The organism is Streptomyces sp. 2-1 (assembly GCF_048564895.1).
GTDB classification, from domain to species: domain Bacteria; phylum Actinomycetota; class Actinomycetes; order Streptomycetales; family Streptomycetaceae; genus Streptomyces; species Streptomyces phaeochromogenes.
Window position 1 is genome coordinate 6,477,990 of record NZ_CP183383.1, and the last position, 18,839, is coordinate 6,496,828.

18 protein-coding genes are annotated in these 18,839 nt (G+C 71.0%); 15 read left to right on the top strand and 3 right to left on the bottom strand.

Annotated elements, in window-relative coordinates:
• The first annotated feature begins 279 nt into the window (after positions 1–279).
• Entirely contained in the window at positions 280–1,527 is a 1,248-nt protein-coding gene (locus tag ACN20J_RS28745; RefSeq protein ID WP_419667127.1) for a GNAT family N-acetyltransferase, read from the top strand.
• 2 nt (positions 1,528–1,529) lie between these two features.
• Positions 1,530–2,762 carry a DegT/DnrJ/EryC1/StrS family aminotransferase gene (locus ACN20J_RS28750; protein ID WP_419667128.1) on the top strand — a complete coding sequence of 411 codons (1,233 nt, stop codon included), beginning with the start codon at positions 1,530–1,532 and terminating at the stop codon, positions 2,760–2,762.
• Between the two features lie 48 nt (positions 2,763–2,810).
• Here ACN20J_RS28750 and ACN20J_RS28755 read toward each other — a convergent pair whose 3' ends face one another.
• Positions 2,811–3,188 (bottom strand): winged helix-turn-helix transcriptional regulator, encoded by a 378-nt coding sequence (locus ACN20J_RS28755; protein ID WP_190229069.1) that lies wholly within the window; start codon positions 3,186–3,188, stop codon positions 2,811–2,813.
• 108 nt (positions 3,189–3,296) lie between these two features.
• Between ACN20J_RS28755 and ACN20J_RS28760 the strand changes: the two genes are divergently transcribed.
• Positions 3,297–3,659 (top strand): DoxX family protein, encoded by a 363-nt coding sequence (locus tag ACN20J_RS28760; protein WP_361897929.1) that lies wholly within the window; start codon positions 3,297–3,299, stop codon positions 3,657–3,659.
• A 51-nt stretch (positions 3,660–3,710) separates the two neighbouring features.
• Here ACN20J_RS28760 and ACN20J_RS28765 read toward each other — a convergent pair whose 3' ends face one another.
• Positions 3,711–4,949: a M20 family metallo-hydrolase gene (locus tag ACN20J_RS28765; RefSeq protein ID WP_419667129.1), complete on the bottom strand. Its 1,239-nt coding sequence runs from the start codon at positions 4,947–4,949 to the stop codon at positions 3,711–3,713.
• Positions 4,950–5,008: 59 nt separating this feature from the next.
• A complete protein-coding gene (locus ACN20J_RS28770) occupies positions 5,009–6,730 on the bottom strand; it encodes a thiamine pyrophosphate-dependent enzyme (protein WP_419667130.1) in 1,722 nt (573 codons plus the stop codon).
• A 379-nt stretch (positions 6,731–7,109) separates the two neighbouring features.
• On the opposite strand from ACN20J_RS28770, the gene ACN20J_RS28775 reads away from it, so the two are divergent.
• The 12 genes from ACN20J_RS28775 (at position 7,110) to ACN20J_RS28830 (ending at position 18,839) form a co-directional block, all read left to right on the top strand.
• Positions 7,110–8,471: an MFS transporter gene (locus tag ACN20J_RS28775; protein ID WP_419667131.1), complete on the top strand. Its 1,362-nt coding sequence runs from the start codon at positions 7,110–7,112 to the stop codon at positions 8,469–8,471.
• On the top strand, positions 8,468–8,884 hold the full coding sequence (locus ACN20J_RS28780) for a RidA family protein (RefSeq protein ID WP_361897937.1): 417 nt from the start codon (positions 8,468–8,470) through the stop codon (positions 8,882–8,884). Before ACN20J_RS28775 ends, ACN20J_RS28780 begins: the two co-directional genes overlap by 4 nt.
• Positions 8,881–9,561 (top strand): RraA family protein, encoded by a 681-nt coding sequence (locus ACN20J_RS28785; RefSeq protein ID WP_419667132.1) that lies wholly within the window; start codon positions 8,881–8,883, stop codon positions 9,559–9,561. The genes ACN20J_RS28780 and ACN20J_RS28785 overlap by 4 nt, the downstream gene beginning before the upstream one ends.
• 108 nt (positions 9,562–9,669) lie before the next feature.
• Positions 9,670–11,037, top strand: coding sequence for an NAD-dependent succinate-semialdehyde dehydrogenase (locus tag ACN20J_RS28790; RefSeq protein WP_419668978.1), 1,368 nt, complete (start codon positions 9,670–9,672; stop codon positions 11,035–11,037).
• 61 nt (positions 11,038–11,098) lie between these two features.
• Positions 11,099–12,313 carry a PucR family transcriptional regulator gene (locus ACN20J_RS28795; protein ID WP_419667133.1) on the top strand — a complete coding sequence of 405 codons (1,215 nt, stop codon included), beginning with the start codon at positions 11,099–11,101 and terminating at the stop codon, positions 12,311–12,313.
• A 220-nt stretch (positions 12,314–12,533) separates the two neighbouring features.
• On the top strand, positions 12,534–13,883 hold the full coding sequence (locus ACN20J_RS28800) for a phosphatase PAP2 family protein (RefSeq protein WP_419667134.1): 1,350 nt from the start codon (positions 12,534–12,536) through the stop codon (positions 13,881–13,883).
• Positions 13,884–13,941: 58 nt separating this feature from the next.
• Entirely contained in the window at positions 13,942–14,664 is a 723-nt protein-coding gene (locus ACN20J_RS28805; RefSeq protein ID WP_419667135.1) for a hypothetical protein, read from the top strand.
• 119 nt (positions 14,665–14,783) lie between these two features.
• The gene (locus ACN20J_RS28810) at positions 14,784–15,278 is read left to right on the top strand and encodes an AAA family ATPase (RefSeq protein WP_419667136.1); all 495 of its coding nucleotides are present in this window, start codon (positions 14,784–14,786) and stop codon (positions 15,276–15,278) included.
• 85 nt (positions 15,279–15,363) lie between these two features.
• Complete coding sequence (locus ACN20J_RS28815) at positions 15,364–15,813, top strand: cytidine deaminase (RefSeq protein ID WP_419667137.1); 450 nt, start codon at positions 15,364–15,366, stop codon at positions 15,811–15,813.
• Between the two features lie 312 nt (positions 15,814–16,125).
• The gene (locus ACN20J_RS28820; protein WP_361916513.1) at positions 16,126–17,154 is read left to right on the top strand and encodes a beta-ketoacyl-ACP synthase 3; all 1,029 of its coding nucleotides are present in this window, start codon (positions 16,126–16,128) and stop codon (positions 17,152–17,154) included.
• A 189-nt stretch (positions 17,155–17,343) separates the two neighbouring features.
• Positions 17,344–17,577: an acyl carrier protein gene (locus ACN20J_RS28825; protein ID WP_055618755.1), complete on the top strand. Its 234-nt coding sequence runs from the start codon at positions 17,344–17,346 to the stop codon at positions 17,575–17,577.
• A gap of 11 nt (positions 17,578–17,588) precedes the next feature.
• Entirely contained in the window at positions 17,589–18,839 is a 1,251-nt protein-coding gene (locus tag ACN20J_RS28830) for a beta-ketoacyl-[acyl-carrier-protein] synthase family protein (protein WP_419667138.1), read from the top strand.

The window sequence follows — 18,839 nt, forward strand, 5'->3', positions numbered from 1 at the left end:
GGATGTGTGGAACCGGACGTGCGGACCGGATCGTGATGTCACAAGATCCTCTCACTGTAGGGCAATCAGGGCATTGATTCACCTGGGGCGAGTGGTGGCGGGAGGCGGCTGTTCCGGGGTGCGGACCTGGCAGTCCGATCCGTGACGCTTCCATTACTCACACCACCCTTGACAGCGTGCGTACTGTTTCGCGACGTTTGAGCCCCGCCGAACAGTTCGAGGCGGGGGCGGGACGCGGAGAGCGCGTCATGGGGGAATGGGGGGCTGCCCGTGCGATCCATGAGCACCATCACGATCCACAGACCCGAGGAACTGAGCCTGCCACTGCGCCGGTCCTGGCACCGCGCGATGGACGAGTCACCGGACTACGCGAACCCCTTCCTGGCACCGGAGTTCGCGGCGGGGATCGGCCGGCACCGCGGCGGGGCGCGGGTGGCGGTCCTGCACGAGGACGGAGAGGCCGTCGGCTTCCTCCCGTACGAGCGCAACGCCTTAGGGGTCGGCCGGGCCATCGGACTCGGTCTCTCCGACGCCCAGGCCCTCGTGCACCGGCCCGGCGTCACCTGGGACACCCGGGAACTGCTGCGGGCCTGCGGTCTCTCCGTCTTCGAGTTCGACCACCTCGTCGAGGAGCAGAAGCCCTTCGGGGCGTACGTCACGGGGACGTTCGCCTCACCGGCCATCGACCTGAAGGACGGCGACGACGCCGGCTACGCGGAGTGGCTGCGCGGCGCCTACCCGGGGCTGGCCAAGACGACGCTGAAGAAGGAACGCCGGCTGGCGCGCGACCTGGGCGAGATGCGGTTCGTCTTCGACGAGCGCGATCCGGCGGCGCTGCGCACGCTCATGCGGTGGAAGTCCGCCCAGTACCGCAGGACGGGACGGATGGACCGGTTCGCGCGGCCGTGGATCGTGGAGCTCGTGGAGCAGCTGTTCCAGGTCCGCGAGGAGCACTTCACCGGTGTGCTGTCCGTGGTGTACGCGGGGGACCGGCCGGTGGCCGCGCACTTCGGGCCGCGGTCGCGCACGGTGTTCGCGCCGTGGTTCACCGCGTACGACCCCGACCTCCAGTACTACTCGCCCGGCCTGATCATGCACCTGCGCATGGCCGAGGCCGCCGGCCGGGACGGTGTGCGGCTCATGGACCTCGGGCGCGGCGACAAGGAGTGGAAGGACTGGCTCAAGACCCGCGAGCTGCGGGTGGGCGAGGGCTTCGCGGTCCGTCCCCACCCGGTGGCCACGGCACACCGGCTGTGGCGCAGGCCGGTGCGCGGGCTGCGGAACACGGTCCTGGCCCATCCACGGCTGCGGGAACCGGCCGACCGGCTGCTGAAGACGGTCGGCACGCTGCGTACGACGGGCCGCATGGGCTCCGGCACGGGTACGGGTACGGGTACGGGTACGGGTTCCGGCCCTGCCCCGCGACGGAACACGGGCGGGCAGCGGGGCGCGAACGCGCAGGGCAACTCGACCCCGAAGCGGAACGCGAGCGCGCAGGGCAATGCGGCCCCCCGGCGGGAGAGGTGACGATGGCGTACGGATCGCGGCTCGCCGCGACGATGGCACGCCGGCTCGGACGCGAGTGCGTCTACACGCCCTCGGCACGCCTGGCCCTCTACCTGGCACTGCGACGCTGGTGCCGGCCTGGCGGGCGGGTGCTGATGTCGCCGGTGAACGACGACGTGATCCTCTTCGTCGTCCTCGCGGCCGGACTTCGCCCGGTACTGGCCCCCGTTTCGGTCTGGGACGGCAACATCGACCCTGCCGCCGTACCCGAGGCCACCTGGCGCAGTGTGGACGCCGTCCTCACCACGAACCTGTACGGCATGCCGGACCGGGTCGTCGAACTGCGCCTGCGCTGCGAGGAGTTGGGGATACCCCTGATCGAGGACGCCGCGCACGCGATCGGCACGCACCTGGACGGGCAGCCGATCGGCACGTTCGGAACGGCGGCGGCCTTCAGCCTCTCCAAGCACGTGGCCGCGATGGCGGGCGGCTTCCTGGCCGTGGAGGACGCGCGCACCCGCCGGGAGCTCGAGCTGCTGCGGGACGACCTCCTGGTCCCGGGCCGCCTGGCCGGCGACCTGGCCACGGCGCTGCGCCCACTGGCCCGTTCGGCCGTCCGCACCCTGCACCTGGTGCGCCCGGCCTGGCGGACCATGCAACGCCTCGGCCTCCTCGAACGCGACGACTTCCGCATGGCCCTGCACGCGCCCCGGCTAGCCGTCAGCGCACTTCAGGCGCCGAGCCTGACCGCGTACGAGCCATGGATACGCGTCGACCTCCACGACTTCCGGACCCGCCACGGAACCCTGGTGCGCGGGCAGTTGAAGCTCCGGATGGCGCTGCTCGACGAGAATCTCACCCGACGGCGAGCAGGCGTCAGCGTCCTCTCCGGCACGGCGTGGGCCTCTCCGGCACTCCGCGACCGCGCGGCACGGGGCGGTCCGCTTCCGCTCTTCCGGGTCCCGCTCCTGGTCCACGACCGCGACGCCCTCGTGCAGCGGTTGGTGAGACACGGGGTGGTCGCGGGCTACATCTACGATCCGCCGCTCGACGACTACGCGGGCGCGGAGTTCGTCGAACCGTCCTCCGACCCGTCGTCCGCCCGCTGGTTCGCCTCCCACGTCCTCCCGGCCGACCCTCTCCTGGCCCGCACCCTCACAGCCGCCCTCACGAAGGAACGGACGAAAACCGCGCACCCACCGACCCCGACCGCAGCCGTCCCGGACACCACACCACCGGCGCCGCTGGGGCAGTGAACGGCCGACGGGCCCGCCGACCGTACGCTCGGGTCTCCCCGGCCCGGCTCAGGGGCGCTCCGTGTCGTACGCCGTCTGGTTCCGTTCGATGTCGGGGTTGTTGTCGACGGCCCACTCGGCCAGTGCCACGGCGGGCTCGATCAACGTCCGGCCCATCGCGGTGAGTTCGTACTCGACGCGCGGCGGGACCTCCGCGAACGCCGTGCGGGTCACGAGGCCGTCGCGCTCCAGGTGCCGGACCGTGCGGGTGAGCATGCGCTGCGAGATGCCGGGGATGCGCTGCTGCAGCTCGGTGAAGCGCAGGCGTTCGCCGTCGAGGGTGGCCACCACCAGCAGCGTCCACTTGTCGCCGATGCGGTCCAGGATGCCCCGGATCGCACGGCCGCCGTCGCCGCGGATGAGACAGGTCCTGCGGTACTTCGACATCGGCGTCCCCTGTTCGCAACGCACACCGGTGTGCCTTTTGTAAGGGTCTCGATAGTCACCGACCATGTGCCTACTTACAAGTGGTAACCATGACGGAGGACGCAGAACATGGAGATCGCCTACTGGATCGTCGCCGGACTCCTCGCCGCCTTCTACCTGTACGCGGGTGGCAAGAAGGTCGCGCAGAGCAAGGAGCGACTGGCGCCCATGATGGGCTGGGTGGACACGGTTCCGATGGGTGCGGTCCGGGCCATCGGCGCCGTCGAGATCCTCGGCGCCGCCGGCCTCGTACTGCCGCCGCTCACCGGGACGGCCCCCGCCCTCGCGATATTCGCCGCGCTCGGCTTCCTCGTACTCCAGATCCTGGCGACCGCGCTGCACCTGTCCCGCGGAGAGACCAAGGAGACCGGCCTCAACGTCAGCCTCATCGCCCTCGCGGGGGTGGCCGCGTGGCTGGCCACGACTTGGTGACGCGGTGAGTTGATGACGTGGTGACGTGGTGAGTCCGTGGTCGGTCCGGGCTCAGTCCAGGGCGCCCGACATCAGACGGTGGACCACCTCGGTCAGCAGGTCGGTGCCCGCGCTGATGTCGGCGTCGTCCGTCAACTCGCCCTCGTTGTGGGAGATTCCCTCGATGCTGGGCACGAAGAGCATGATCGAGGGGGCGATGTCCTTCATGTTCACGGAGTCGTGGCCCGCGATGGTCATCATGGTCTGGTGGCTGAGGCCCAGCTCGTCGGCAGCCTGGGCCGCGAGTTCGACCCCGGCCGCCGGGAAGGCCGCCACACCCCAACCGTGCGTCTGGACCTGCTCGATGGTGACCGAGGCGCGCTCCTCGACGCCGGGGATCGACTCGGCCAGCTTCTTGGCCGCCGCGTCGAGGAGGGCCTCGTCGGGGGAGCGCAGGTCGACGTGCAGGCGTACCTCGCGGGCCACGACCACGGGGGAGTTGGGCAGGATGGTCATCTCGCTCACCGAGGTGTGCAGCGGGATGTCCGTGCTCTCCTCGGCCAGTTCGCGCACCGCCACGACGAGGAGCGAGGCGCCGAGCAGGGCGTCGCGCCGGTCCGCCATGATCGTGGAGCCGGTGTGCGACTGCTCGCCGCGGACCACCACCTGGTACTTGCGGGCCGCCCAAGTGGCTTCCACCAGGCCGATGTTGAGCCCCTTGTTCTCCAGGTCGCGGCCCTGCTCGATGTGGATCTCGGCGTACGAGGCCACGTCCGGCCCGGGGTAGTCGCCGATGGTGCCGATCTCGCGGAGGGCGGCTTCGACGGTGGTGCCCGTCGGGTCGGTCGTCGCGAGGGCGGTCGGGGCCGGCAGCTTCCCCGTGAAGACCGCGCTGCCCATCATGCTCGGCTTGAAGCGCGAGCCCTCCTCGTTGAACCAGTTGACGACGGCCACGTTGTGGCGCGGTGTCGCGTCCGAGTCGCCGTACCGCTGGACGGCCCGGTGCGCTGCGTGCGCCGAGGCGAGGACGCCGTACGCCCCGTCGTAACGGCCGCCGAGCGGCTGGCTGTCCAGGTGCGAGCCGGTGAGGACGTACGGGGCTCCGGGCGTGACGGTGAAGAGGCCGAACTGGTTGCCGACGCCGTCGTAGCGGACCTCGGCGCCGCGGGCGGTGAGCCACTGGTGCAGCCAGGCGCGCTGTTCGCCGTCGGCGGCGGTGGCGGCCTGGCGGTCGACTCCGCCGCCGGGGGTGGCACCGAAGGCCGAGAGGGTCGCGAAGTCCTTCAGGAGGGTGGCGTCGGGGGTGCTCATGATCACGTCCTGTCGGTACGGGAGGGGAGGCGAGGGGGCTTGCTTGGTTGGAGCTGGGCTCAGACGGCCGTGGTCGCCGGGGCGCGGACCGCCGGGTCCTGGATCAGGTGCAGCACGGCCGGGAGTCCGCTCGCGCGGGCCCGACGGAACGCCTCGCGGAAGTCGCGGTCCGAGGTCACCGTCTCGCCGTACGCGCCGTACGAGCGGGCCCACGCCGCGAAGTCCGGGTTGGTCAGTCGCGTGCCCGACGGGCGGCCCGGGTAGGCGCCCTCCTGGTGCTCGCGGATCGTCGCGTAGCAGCCGTTGTCGACGACCAGGGCGACGAAGACGGCGCCGTGGCCGACGGCGGTGGCCAGCTCCTGGCCGTTCATCAGGAAGCAGCCGTCACCCGCGACGGACACGACCTCGCGGCCGGGGAAGGCCAGCGAGGCGGCGACGGCTGCCGGTATGCCCATGCCCATGGCGCCGTTGCGGGGCGCGACGAGCGAGGCGGGGGACCGGTGCGGAAGATAGCGGGCCGGCCAGAGGGCGTGGTTTCCGGCGCCGTAGGTGATGACGGCGTCGGGGGTGAGTTCTTCGCGCAGTACGGCCATTACCGCGGTGAGGTCGACGTAGGTGTCGCCGCCCGAGTCGCCCGAGGTCGTCGGCGCGGGAGTGGGCGCGGGAGTGGTGAAGCGGGCCTGGGCTTCCCGGGCCGCCCTGAACCACGCGACGTCGACATCCGGTGACGCGGACGTGGTGACCAGGTCGAGGACGAAGGTCGGCGCGTGGGCCGACACGAACTGGTCGATGCGGCCGCTGTGGCCCTGCGCGTCGCCGGGCAGGACGAGCACCGTCTCCGAGTCGAGGCCGCGGGTGTATCCGTCGCTGAGCACGTCACCGCGCGGGGCGCCGAGGAAGACGGTCAGGTCCGCCTCGTCCAGCAGCCGGGCCGCGTGGTCGCCGCGGCCGTATCCGAGTGAGCCGACGTAGGCGCCGGTGCCTTCGAGGCCATGCTCAGGGCCGTCTTCCAGGTCGTGGGGGACCGCGTCGTAGGCGCGGAAGTCCGCGAGCACGGGGATCGAGTGCCGTGTCGCCCACCGCATGAGTTCCTGGCCGCTCTCCGCGGTCCACTCCTCGCCCCCGACGACGACGAGGGGCCGCCGCGCGCGCTCGAACCGGCGCACCAGCTCCTTGAGCTCCGCCTCGGCGGCCCGCGGCCGGGCCACCGCGAGCGGCCGGACCCCGCCGGAGGGGCCCGCGGGCAGGGTGAGGACATCCTCGGGAATGCCGATCACCACGGGACCGGGCCGACCGCTCCGCGCCACGTGGACGCTCTCCGCGACGACCCTGGCGGCGGCGGTCGGGTCGTCCAGCGTGACGACCTTCTTCGCCGTACTGCCGAACCACCCGGTCAGGTCGAACTCCTGGAACGCCTCCCGGCCACGGTCGGCCACCGGGATCAGCCCGACGAAGAGGAGCATCGGCGTCGCGTCCTGGTAAGCGGTGTGCACAGCGATGAAGGCGTTGGCCGCGCCCGGACCCCGGGTGACCATCGCGACCCCGGGCAGCCCGGTCAGCCGGCCCTCAGCCAGCGCCATGAAGCCCGCACCGCCCTCGTGCCGGGTCACCACCGTCGAGATCGGCGAGTCGTGCAGGCCGTCGAGCACGTCGAGAAAGGACTCCCCGGGAACGCCGTACACCCGCCGAACGCCCTCGCGCTCCAGCTGCGCGACGATCAGATGGCCGGCGGAGAGGGGGCGCTCTGCGGGGTCTACGGGCTCGGGTGCGACGTTCGCCATCGGGGTCTGTTTCCTTCTCTTGAGGCCGCGGTTGCCCGGCCAGTGTTGCCTCGGAGGCGTCAGGAAACACGGGGCAAAGGCCCCCGGATACGGGCGCGGCGATGTGCAGATGAACAGATCCGGGTAGGCGGACGAGGTCCGTCCCCAGCCTGTTGCGCCACCTGTTGCGCCACCCCACCCCCATGTCCGTAACAAGAAGTTTTCATCCGGGCTTCGAAGCCCCACGTGGCGCATTGGTCATGTGCACAGTCGACGGCCCGTGGCGGTGTGCTTCTGCTTCTTGTGGCGGGCGAAGGGGTCGTTGCACGGTGGGCCGACCCGATGGCGCCCGCTCAGTCCCCAGACGATTCCTCGGATCAGACCTCAGACCGGAGTCCCCATGACCGCTCCCGCTTCCCCGCCGACCCCCGGCAGCCGGCTCGACGCGACGAAGATGCGCAGGATCTCCCTCGCCAGCATGGTCGGCACCACGGTCGAGTGGTACGACCTGTTCCTGTTCGGCACCGCCTCCGCGCTGGTCTTCGGCAAGGTGTTCTTCCCCGAGTTCGACGGGGCCGTCGGCACGATCCTGTCGTTCCTGACCTTCGCCTCCGCCTACCTGGCGCGCATGGTCGGCGCCGTGCTCTTCGGCCACTTCGGCGACCGTCTCGGCCGCAAGTCCATGCTGCTGATCTCCCTGACGGCGATGGGCGTGGCCACCTTCTGCATCGGCCTCGTCCCCGGCTACGACACCCTCGGCGTGGCCGCGCCCCTCCTGCTGCTCGGCCTGCGCGTGGTGCAGGGCCTCGCGCTCGGCGGTGAGTGGGGCGGTGCCGTACTGATGACCGTGGAGCACGCACCGGACGACCGGCGCGGGTTCTTCGGTTCGATGGTCCAGATCGGCGTACCGATCGGGACGCTCCTCGCCAACGGGGCGTTCCTGGTGGTGGCCTCCACGACGAGCAGCGAGGCGCTGTACTCGTGGGGCTGGCGGATCCCCTTCCTGGCCTCGGCGATCCTCGTCGGCATCGGCTTCTACATCCGGCTCCACATCGAGGAGACGCCGTCCTTCCAGGCGGTCCGGCAGGAGGGCGCCAAGGCCAGGATCCCGTTCTTCGCCCTGATGGCCCGCTACTGGCGCCAGGTGCTGCTGGGCGGCGTCGCGACGCTCTCCACCGGCTCGACCTTCACCCTGATGGTGGCCTCCGGCGTCAGCTACGGCACCAACGACCTCGGGCACTCGAAGAACCTGATGCTGTGGGCGGTCATGGTGTCCTGTGCCGTCGCCTTCCTGGCCATCCCCTACTTCGGCAGGCTGTCCGACCGCGTCGGCCGCAAACCCGTCATCTACGCGGGCATCGCGGCCGAGGCCGTACTCGCCTTCCCGTTCTTCTGGCTCCTCGACACCGGCTCGGCGCCCCTCGTCTTTGTCGCCTACACGCTGATGATGGTCGCCTTCTCCGCCAACTACGGCCCCATCGCGACCTTCCTCGCCGAACTCTTCGGCACCCGCGTGCGGTACTCCGGCCTCTCGGTCTCCTACATGCTGTCGGGCCTGCTGGGCTCCGCGGCGACCCCGGCCGTCACCGCGTGGCTGCTGACGGCCACCGGAAGCAGCTCCTCGATCGCCTGGTACGTACTCGGCGCGGCGACCGTGTCCCTGCTGGCCCTGCTCCTCCTCGCGGAGACCCGCTTCGGCGACATCGACGAGCCGGGCCTGGCGTCCCCGCCCGCCCCGCGCCCGATCAAGGCCGTCGCATGAGCACCGCGACGACGGCAGCGAACGGGGGCGGGATCACGCGGATCGAGTCGGCGCCGGGCGTCCCGGCCGCCGTGGGTCCGTACGTCCAGGCGACGTCCGCCGGCGGCTTCGTCTTCACCACCGGCCAGATACCCGCCGCCCCGGGACAGTCGGCCGGCACCTTCGAGGACGACGTGCACGCGACGCTCCGCAACCTCGAAGCCGTGCTCCACGCGGCGGGCTCCGACCTCGACCACGTCGTCAAGGTCAACACCTACCTCAGCTCGCCGGACCAGCTCGCGCCCTACAACCAGGTCTACGAGTCGTACTTCGCAGATCGCCGGGCGGCGCGGACGACGGTGTGTGTGGGGCTGTGGGGCGTAACCCTGGAGATCGACTGTGTCGCGGTGGTCAGGTCGGAGGCGGCGAGGTGAGCGTCACGGCCCCCGATCAAGTAGCCCCCGATCAAGTAGCCCGCGATCAAGTAGCCGCCGACCACGCGGAGTTGCTGGAACGTTTCCGGCACGTCGACCTCCCGACCCTCGGCCACTTCCTCGAAGAAGGCTTCGTCGACCCGGCCGTACGGTGGCTGGGGCAGCCGCGGCGGATGGCCGGTACGGCCGCCACCCTCGCCCTCGACGCCCCGGACGCCGCCGCGGTGAACCGCGCGCTCGTCGCGCTGCGCCCCGGTGAGGTGCTCGTCGTCGACATGGGCGGCGACCACACCCACGCGCCGATCGGTGCCGTCACCATCGCGGCGGCGCGGGCGCGTGGCGCCGCGGGCATCGTCGTCGACGGAGTGGTGACCGACGTGGACGCGCTCACGGATCCGCACTCCGGCCTGCCGGTCCATGCCCGGGGCACCACCTGCCTGACCACCAAGCGACTGGACGGCGGGGGAGGGCGGCACCAGGTGCCCGTGGACATCGGCGGGGTCCGCGTGGCCCCGGGCGACATCGTCCTCGGCGACGCCAACGGCGTGATCGCCCTGCCACCGGCCGCGCTGGCCGCCGCGGTGCACGAGGCGGAACTGTCGGACGCGGCCGAGCCGGAGCTCCTCCGGCGGATCCGGGCGGGCGAGGACCTCCGGACGCTCCTCCACCTCGGCTGACCGACAACGAGACCCCAGCAAGGGATGAAGCACGTGACGGAACACGAGACAAAGCCCGAGTCGAAGTACGAGACGAAGCCCGAGTCGAAGCCCGAGTCGCAATACAAGATCGTCGACCCGGCCACCAACACCCTCGTGCGGCGGTATCCGACATCGGACGACGCCGTCGTAGACCGCGCGGTCTCGTCCGCGGCGGACGAGTTCGCCGACTGGCGGCGACGCCCGGTCAAGGAGCGCGCCGATCTCGTCCTCGCCGTGTCCCGCGAGTTCGAGAAGCGGCGCGACGAACTGGCCGCGATCATCACCCGCGAGATGGGCAAGACCACCCGCGAGGCCCTGGGCGAGGTGGACCTGTCGGCGGCGATCTTCGCGTACTACGCGGAGCACGGCCCCGACTTCGCCGCGGACCAGCGGCTCGACATCCGCGGCGGCGACGACGTGGTCGTACGGTCCGAACCGCTCGGCGCGCTGCTCGGCGTGATGCCGTGGAACTACCCGTACTACCAGGTCGCCCGGTTCGCGGCCCCGAACCTCGTGCTCGGCAACACCGTCGTCCTCAAGCACGCCCCGAGCTGCCCCGAGTCGGCGCAGGCCATCGAGGACATGATGAGGGCGGCCGGGCTCCCGGCAGGCGCGTACATCAACGTGTACGCGACGAACGACCAGGTCGCCCGTGTCATCGCGGACCCGCGGGTCCAGGGCGTCTCGCTCACGGGCTCGGAACGGGCCGGGCGTGCGGTGGGCGAGATCGCGGGCCGCCACCTCAAGAAGTACGTCCTCGAACTCGGCGGCTCCGACCCCTTCGTCGTGTTGCCCGACGCCGACCTGGAGGCCGCCGTCGGCGCGGCCGTCGAGGGCCGGATGGGCAACGCGGGCCAGGCGTGCACCGCCTCGAAGCGGTTCATCGTGGTCGACTCCGTCTACGACCGTTTCCTGGAGGCCTTCACCGAGGCGGTGCGGGCCCTGACCGTCGGCGACCCCACCGACGACGGCGTCTCCTTCGGCCCCCTCTCCTCCGAGGAGGCCGCCCGGACCGTGATCGCGCAGGTGGACGACGCGGTGGAGCGGGGCGCGACGGCGGTCACCGGAGGCAGGCGCCCGGCCCGCGAGGGCGCCTTCGTCGAACCGACCGTCCTCACCGGTGTCACCCCCGGCATGCGCGCGTACCGGGAGGAGATCTTCGGCCCGGTCGCGGTCGTCCACCGCGTCCCCGACACCGCGGCGGCGGTCCGCCTCGCCAACGACACCCCGTACGGCCTCGGCAGTGTCGTGTTCGGCCGCGACCTCGCCGCCGCGAAGGCGGTCGCCGACGCGCTCGACGTCGGCATGGTCTCGATCAACGGCCCCTCCGGAACCCAGGAGGACCTCCCCTTCGGCGGGGTCAAACTGTCAGGCGTGGGGCGGGAGTTGGGCGCGTACGGCATGGCCGAGTTCGTGAACCGGAAGGTCATACGCGTACGGGGAGAGGCGGGATAGGCAGATCAGGTGGGGCGACTCCCTGGTCTCCGCCGGCTGAGGACGAGGCACGATGGAGCCCATGAGCACCCCGCCTCCGACCCCGGACTCGCCGCACTCGGCCCTGCCCCCGCCGGACCCGCACGTCGTCGCTCTGGCGCGCCAGTGTCTGGAGGAGATCGACAGCCTGGTCGACGAGTGGGCCGAGTACGTGGGGCCGGTCCGGGCCTCCTACTCGGAGATGGTCTCGCCGCAGGAGTTCCGTGACAGCGCCTGGCAGGCCTTCGAACTCCTGCTGCGTACGGTGGCGCGGCTGCCGGTGCCGGAGCATGTCGCCGGTGTCTCCGCGCGGGTCGGCGAACAGCGCGCCCGGCAGGGCGTTCCGCTGGACGCGCTGCTGCAGGCCGCCCGTGTGGACTTCAGGGTCGTCTGGGCCGCCCTGGTGCGGCGCGCGGGGGACGAGGGCAGGGCGCAGCTGGTCACCTCCGCCTACTACGTGTGGGAGGCGGTCGAGCACCACGTCACCGGCATCATGACCGCCTACCAGCGCACGGTCCTGGAGATGGGGCGGCGGACGGAGGACGAGCGGCGGCTGTGGTTCGGCCGGCTCCTGGACAGCGGCGGCCGCAATCCCACCGTGGTGCAGGACGCGGCGCGGGCTCTCGGATTCCAGGCGTCCGGGCACTTCCTGTGCGCGGTCGCGCCCGGCGGCGGCGAGGCGTCGCTGCGCGGGGTCGCGAACGCGCTCCGCGTCCTCGGTGCCCCGCTGCAGCAGCAGGCGGTCGCCTCGGACATGGTCCTGGTCGTTCAGCTGAGCTCCCGGCTGACCCGGGAAGCGGTGCTGGCACAGCTTGAGGGGACGCCGTGCGGGGTCTCCTCCGCGGTGGCCGGGCTGACCGAGGTGCCGCGCGCGGTGACACTGGCGACCGCCACGGCCCGCGTGCTGCCGCCCGACGCCACGGAGCCGCACCGGCTGGAGGACAGTTGGCTCGACGTCCTGGTCCACCGGGCCGGCGACCTCGGCCGCGATTTGGCGGCCGACGTGTTCGGCGGGCTGCACACGGGAGTTCCCCCGGTCTCCACGGCGGAGGCGGACCGCCTCCTGGAAACCGTCCAGGTCCACCTGTCGGGCACGGGCTCCATCGCCGACACGGCCGCCGCCCTGTACTGCCACCGCAACACGATCCAGCAGCGCCTCAACCGCTTCGCCGAACTGACCGGCCGCGACCCCAGGCGCCCCGAGGACGCGGCCCTGGTGGTCCTGGCCCTCAGCGCGCACCGCCTGCAACAGATGTGAGGACACACAGCTGTCGGCGCGGTCCGGGTTGGGCGGAACCCGGACCGTGATCCTTCCGTCTTCCTTCGTCGGGCGGGCTGTTCTCCATGAGGGAGGACGCGGCCCCGACAGGAACACTCTGCCCGTTGACCACAATCTCAAAATCTATTAAATCGGCTGAAAATTGAGACACATAACCTGGCGTGATTCTGCGCGAAAAAGAAGCAGAATCACGCTTTCAGTGCGGCGTGGGCCCCGGGCGGGACTCTGGGCCGCGGCGGCTGTCGTGGGCCTCGGATTCCTCATAGCGCTGGAGTTCGCCGCACGCCACTACGGCGAGCCGGGCCCGATCACCAACCAGGCGCGGGAGGCGATATTCGCCCCCAAATCCGGCTTCCTGCTGTACGCCGGTATGGCGCTGATGATGGTGGTACTCACCTGGCGGCAACGGTTCATCGCGCTCGGCGCCGCCATCGGTATCGACCTCGCCTTCTGGCTGGTCCGGTGGGCGGCGGACGCCAAGGTGACCGACGGCCACCCCTTCGGCAACGGCGCGTTGTGGGTGATCCTGGGCGGCGCGGTCATCGCCGTCACCCGCCGCACCGGCCGGGAACGCGCCCTGCTGCTGAAGGGCGTCGGGCTGGCCCTGCTGCTGGTGGCGGGCCGCAAGACCGGCGACACCTGGCTGCTCATCACCTCCAGGACCCGCCCAGGGGTGCTCGACCAGTACGTGGCGACCGCCGATCACGCACTGGGCAACCCGTCGTGGCTGGTGGGCCGGATGGTCGCGGCCACCGGCCCGATCGGCTCCAATCTCCTCAACATCGTCTACGGCCAGCTCGCGGTGGCCGCGGTCGTCGTCGCGCTGTACCAGCTGCGCAACGTGGCGGCCGAGCGCCGCTTCCCGCGCCACCATCTGGTGCGTACGTTCCTGGTGATCGGTCTCCTCGGGCCCGCCACCTACATGATCTTCCCGGTGGTCGGACCGGTCTTCGCCTACGGCACCGGCGTCGAGCACTGGTCGTCGGTCGGCCTGTGGCCGGAGGCGCCGCCCAGCAGCCAATGGGCGGTGGCCGACCTGTGGCCGCGGACCCTGCCGCCGATCAGTACCCCGCACCCCATGCCGTTCGACGAGATCACCCCACGCAACTGCATGCCCAGCCTGCACACGGCATGGGCCACCGCGATCTTCATCCACTCCCGGAAGGGCCCGCGGATCCTGCGATACGCGGGCACGTTCTGGCTGGTGGCCACGCTCGGCGCGACCCTGGGATTCGGCTACCACTACGGCGTGGACCTCATCGCCGGCGTGGTGTTCACCCTCACGATCGAGGCGGCACTGCGCTCGTCCGACCGCGGCTGGGACCGCCCGGGTCTCCAACTGGTCGCCTACGGCACGACTGTCTTCGCCGCACTCCTGCTGTCGTACCGCTACCTGCCGTTGGAGATGGCCAGGCACCCGTGGCTGTACGGACCCCTCCTCATCCTGGCGATGACGTCGGTGATCTACGGCTACGTGAGGGTTGCGGCACTGTGGGAGCCGAGGGCGGCTCCGCCGCGACAGCCGGACCGACAGCCTGAGTTGGTCTGATCTGCTCCGGGCCGGGCTGGTGATGACAGCTGAGCGGTCAGCCGGTCATCATCCTTGCGTGCTGAAGATCCCCGGATACGAACACGGCCCTCTGGTCGAGGGCATCGCCTACCTGGACGATTCGTTGTTCTGGCCGGTGCACCTCGGTACCTGCCTGCGTGGAGAGGACGCGCAACGAGCGGCGTTCGGCGCGGACTGGGACGCGGCCGTCGAGCTGAACCGCAGGCTCTCCGCCGCGCACGCGTGGCCGGTGTTCAGCCTCCCCCTGCGCTCCGGTCACACCATCCATGTCGTCTACCGAAACTTCGAGGGCGACCGAGGGGTGGACTACCTCATTCACCACCCGACCTGGTCCGAGGCGGAAACCCTCGCCGTGGACGACGGTCACTTCATGGGACCCGGTACGGCATGGCCGGAGCTGCTGTCCGCGGCTGGACAGCCGGCAGCGGAGGGCGTCGACGATTCCGACGCCCGCCTCCTGCTCATGTTCCCGACCCTCGGGGACGCGCAACTCCCCGACGACGCGCCCGTTGCCCTGACAGCCGCTCTTACTGCCCTCACCTTGATCGAGGAGCCCGCCGAAGTGGCGAGGATGCTTCTTGAGAAGCAGGGGCAATGGGCGCCTGCGCACTGGAGGTCGGCGGACGGCATCCGGATCAACGACGGCGGCCATTCCTACCGAAACCCTCACAATGCTTTCGCCATGCCCGAGGGACGCCTTCTGGAGATCAGCAACGCACTGAACGGCGAGAAGCACCGGCCTGACCAGATATCCGGCTGAAGCACTGAGCGTCCGTATAGCCGAATAGCCCAATAGCTGAAATCCATTTCCATGGCCCGGCTCGGCTGCGTCAGCATGTGCGGCGTTGGGACGATCCCGAGGCGCTGTGGAGGAACCTGGTGGACGCGGGACACGAGCCGAGCCTGATTCTGCTGTGCGGACTCCCGGGCTCCGGGAAGACAACGCTGGCCAAGCGCCTGGCGGACGAGATTCCGGCCGTACGCCTCTGCCCGGACGAATGGCTGGCGGACCTCGGCATCGACCTGTTCGACGTGCAGGCACGCGACCGCCTTGAGAAGCGGTTCTCCCAGCATGCCCAGGAACTGTTGAAGCTAGGGCAGAGCGTCATCCTGGAGTTCGGCTTCTGGTCACGCACCGAGCGGGACGAGAAACGCCTGGGCGCCCGCGCCCTCGGCGCCCACGTCGAACTGCACTACCTGGCAGCGCCGATCGACGAGTTGTGCCGCCGCCTCGAAGCCCGCAACGAGAAGGGCGAGCGGGGGACGGCCCAGATCACTCGCGAGATGCTTGAGCCGTACGCAGAACTCTTCGAGGCCCCGACCACCGACGAACTCAACCTGTTCGACGAGCCGCTTTTGGGGCGGAGGGGATGACGGGGTCTGCCGGTTCACCGTGCTTCCCCACTCGATCCGGCACGGCTGTGGTGCGACACCGCATGAAGGCATAGAGGCAGAGAAGATGACCCCACAGACCGACGACCGTGACGACCGTGTCGACCACGAACTGATCCAGGCAGCGGCCCACATCGCGGCCACCCGCTGCCGGGGCGACAACCACACCATGGCCGCCGCGGCCCGCACCCGCGACGGCCGGATCGTGACCGCGGTGAACGCCTACCACTTCACCGGAGGCCCCTGCGCGGAGCTGGTCCTGATCGGCACCGCTGCCGCCCAGGGGGCCTACGACCTGGACACCATCGTCGCCGTGGGCGACCGCGACCGAGGCGTCGTGCCCCCGTGCGGCCGCTGCCGCCAGGTCCTTCTCGACTACTTCCCGGCACTCCAGGTCATCGTCGGAACGAACGACGACCTCCGGACGGTACCCGTCACCGCCCTGCTCCCCGAAAGCTACATCTGGGCGGACCACCAGCTCGACGCCGAGGAGAGCACACCAAGCAGCACGAGCTGACATACCAGGGGGGCGCAACCCGGCAGCTCTCGAACGGTCGCCCACTGTCGACGTCTTTCGAGTGACAAACAAATGGCGCAACGGCCGTGACGTTTCTGCATTCCGGCCACTGAGCTGGCACTTTTCGGCCAGTCGGGGTGGAGGGCTCATCAGTTCGGATCGTGTCGCGGCTCGGCGTGATCTTGATCCGATCTAAAGTCGTGCCGCTCGTTCAAGATCACTCTCCATCGAGGCCTGTGTGACCTTCCAATTCCCTTGCGCGGAACCCTTCTTGACGACACTGCTGTCGGCCGGACGCGGTGGAGCCACCCGGTGACAGTGGCTGTTCTCGAAGGCATCGCAGGTTTCGTTCCGCCGCGCACGGTGGCCAACGACGACCTGCCCGTCGCGTGGGGTGTCGACGACGCCTGGGTGCGCAGACGCAGCGGCATCGGCGAGCGACGCTGGGCCGCCCCCGGCGTGGCCACCGGCGATCTCGCACTGGAGGCCGCCCGCAAGGCACTGACCGTCGCCGGTCGTCCGCTGGTGGACGCCGTCGTCGTCGCCACCTCGACCCCCGACCGGCCGATGCCGGCCATGGCACCCCGGCTGGCCACCGGACTCGGCCTCGGCGGGGCGGCAGCGTGGGACGTGTCCGCCGCGTGCAGCGGATTCGTCTACGGGCTCGCCACCGCGGCCGGCGCCCTGGCCTCCGGCTGTGCCGACCGCGTGCTGCTGGTCGCCGCCGAGGTGTACTCGACCCTCATCGCCCCGCAGGACCGTTCCGCCGGAATCGTGTTCGCGGACGGCGCCGCCGCGGCCGTACTGCGGCGCGGAACCGAGGGCGAGCCGGGCAGCCTCGTGGCCTTCGACCTCGGCAGCGACGGCTCAGGCGACACCCTCATCCAGGTGCCCGGCGGCGGCGCACTGGAGCGCGCCCGTCCCGACGACTACGGCCCGGACGACCGCTACTTCCGTATGCAGGGGCGCGAGGTGTTCCAGCACGCGGTCACGCGCATGTCCCAGTCCGCCCGGACCGTACTCAAGCACGCGGACTGGTCGGCCGAGGACGTCGACCACTTCTGCGCCCACCAGGCCAACGCGCGGATCCTGTCCGCCGTCGGGGCCCGCATCCCCGTACCCGCCCACCGGCACATCACCAACATCGAGCGCGTCGGGAACACCGGCGCCGCCTCCATTCCCCTGGCCCTGGCCGACGCCGCGGCCCGCGGCGAACTGCGCGGCGGACAGCGCGTACTGCTGACGGCCTTCGGGGCCGGGCTCACCTGGGGTTCGGCCGCCCTGCTGTGGCCGGAGCTGCCGCCTGTGCCGCATGTGGACGGTGTCGCCTCGCCTGCGTAGGCCGCCCGATCGCCCGATCGTCCGACACCCCGTCTGCCCCTGTCTGTCACCGACTGCCCCTGTCTGCCACCGGGGTGCCCCTGCCTGTCGCCCTCACCCTCCCCCCTCGCCCTCAGACCCCGTCCATCGGCCCATGCCTCCATGTCCCCAAGGCCATCGACCCCGCTACTCCCGTTGAAAGGAACGTCCATGTCCCCCGCCCAGACCGCCGTAACCGCCGTACTGACGCAGAAGTTCGAGGTCAGCCCCGAGAGCATCCGCCCGGAAGCCACCCTGGAAAGTCTCGACCTCGACTCCCTCGCCCTGGCCGAACTCGCCCTGGCGCTCCAGGAGGAGCTGGGTGTCCCCGTGGAGGAGGACGAGGCGGCCAAGCACAGCACGGTCGGTGAGCTCGTCGCCGCGCTGAACGCCAAGCGGGCCTGATGGCGGGCCCGATGACCGCTCCGCCATCCCTGCCAACCCTGCGTTCGCCCGTCTCCGTGACCGGTCTGGGGCTGATCACCCCGGCCGGTGTGGGCCGGGAGTCCACATGGGTGGGGATTCTGCGCGGCCGTTCCGTCGCGACGGCGGACCCCGAACTCAAGGAATGCGCGGTCGACTTCTCCTGCCGCGTTCCGGCGATGACGCCGGAGCAGGCCCGCATCGGCGGCGGCAAGGCCTGGCGCATGGGCCACTTCACCCGGCTCGCCGTACTCGCGGCGCGCGAGGCGGTCTCCGACGCGGGCCTCGACCCCACCGGGTGGGACGGCTCGCGGGTCGCCGTGGTGATCGGTTCGGGTCTGGCCGGCGCCGCGCACCTGGAGGACCAGACCCTCCGCCACCACCACGGAGGACCCGAACTGGTCTCTCCCGCGCTCGTGCCCATGCTGATCCCCAACATGGCGGCGGGCGAGGTGCTGCTGGACCTGGGCGCCCGCGGCCCGTCGCTGGCCACGGAGACCGCGTGCGCCTCCGGGGCCAGCGCCCTGGCCACGGCACGCCAGCTGCTCCTGGCCGGGCTGTGCGACATCGCGATCGCGGGAGGTGCGGAGGCCGCCGTCACCCCGGTGATCACGTCCGGCTTCCAGCGGATGGGGGCGCTCTCGTCCCGCACCGGCGACCCCGGGGCGGCCTCACGGCCCTTCGCCGCGGACCGGGACGGCTTCGTGATCTCCGAGGGCGCCGCCGTACTCGTACTGGAACGGCCGGAGGACGCCCGGGCGCGCGGCCGACGCGCCTACGCCCAGCTCGCGGGCACCGGCCTCACCTCGGACGCGTACCACCCAACTGCCCCGTCCCCCGGCGGAGTTCACGCCGAGACCGCGCTGCGGGCGGCGCTCGCGGAGGCGGACCTGTGTCCCGCGGACGTCGACCACGTCAACGCCCACGGCACCTCGACGCCCCTCAACGACCTGACCGAGGCGGAGATGATCGGCCGCGTGCTCCCGCACCGGCCCAGCGTCACCGCCGCCAAGGGGGTCCTCGGGCACAGTCTCGGTGCCGCGGGCGCGATCGAGGCGGCGCTGACGGCACTGACCATCAGGCACTCCACCGTGCCGCCGATCGCCAACCTCACGCCCGGCAACCTCGCCTTCGACCTGGACTGTGTGACGGGCCAGCCCCGCGCCCAGCGCGTCCGGGCCGCCGTGAGTCAGTCCTTCGGGTTCGGCGGGCACAACGTCGTGCTGCTCTTCACCGAGGAATGA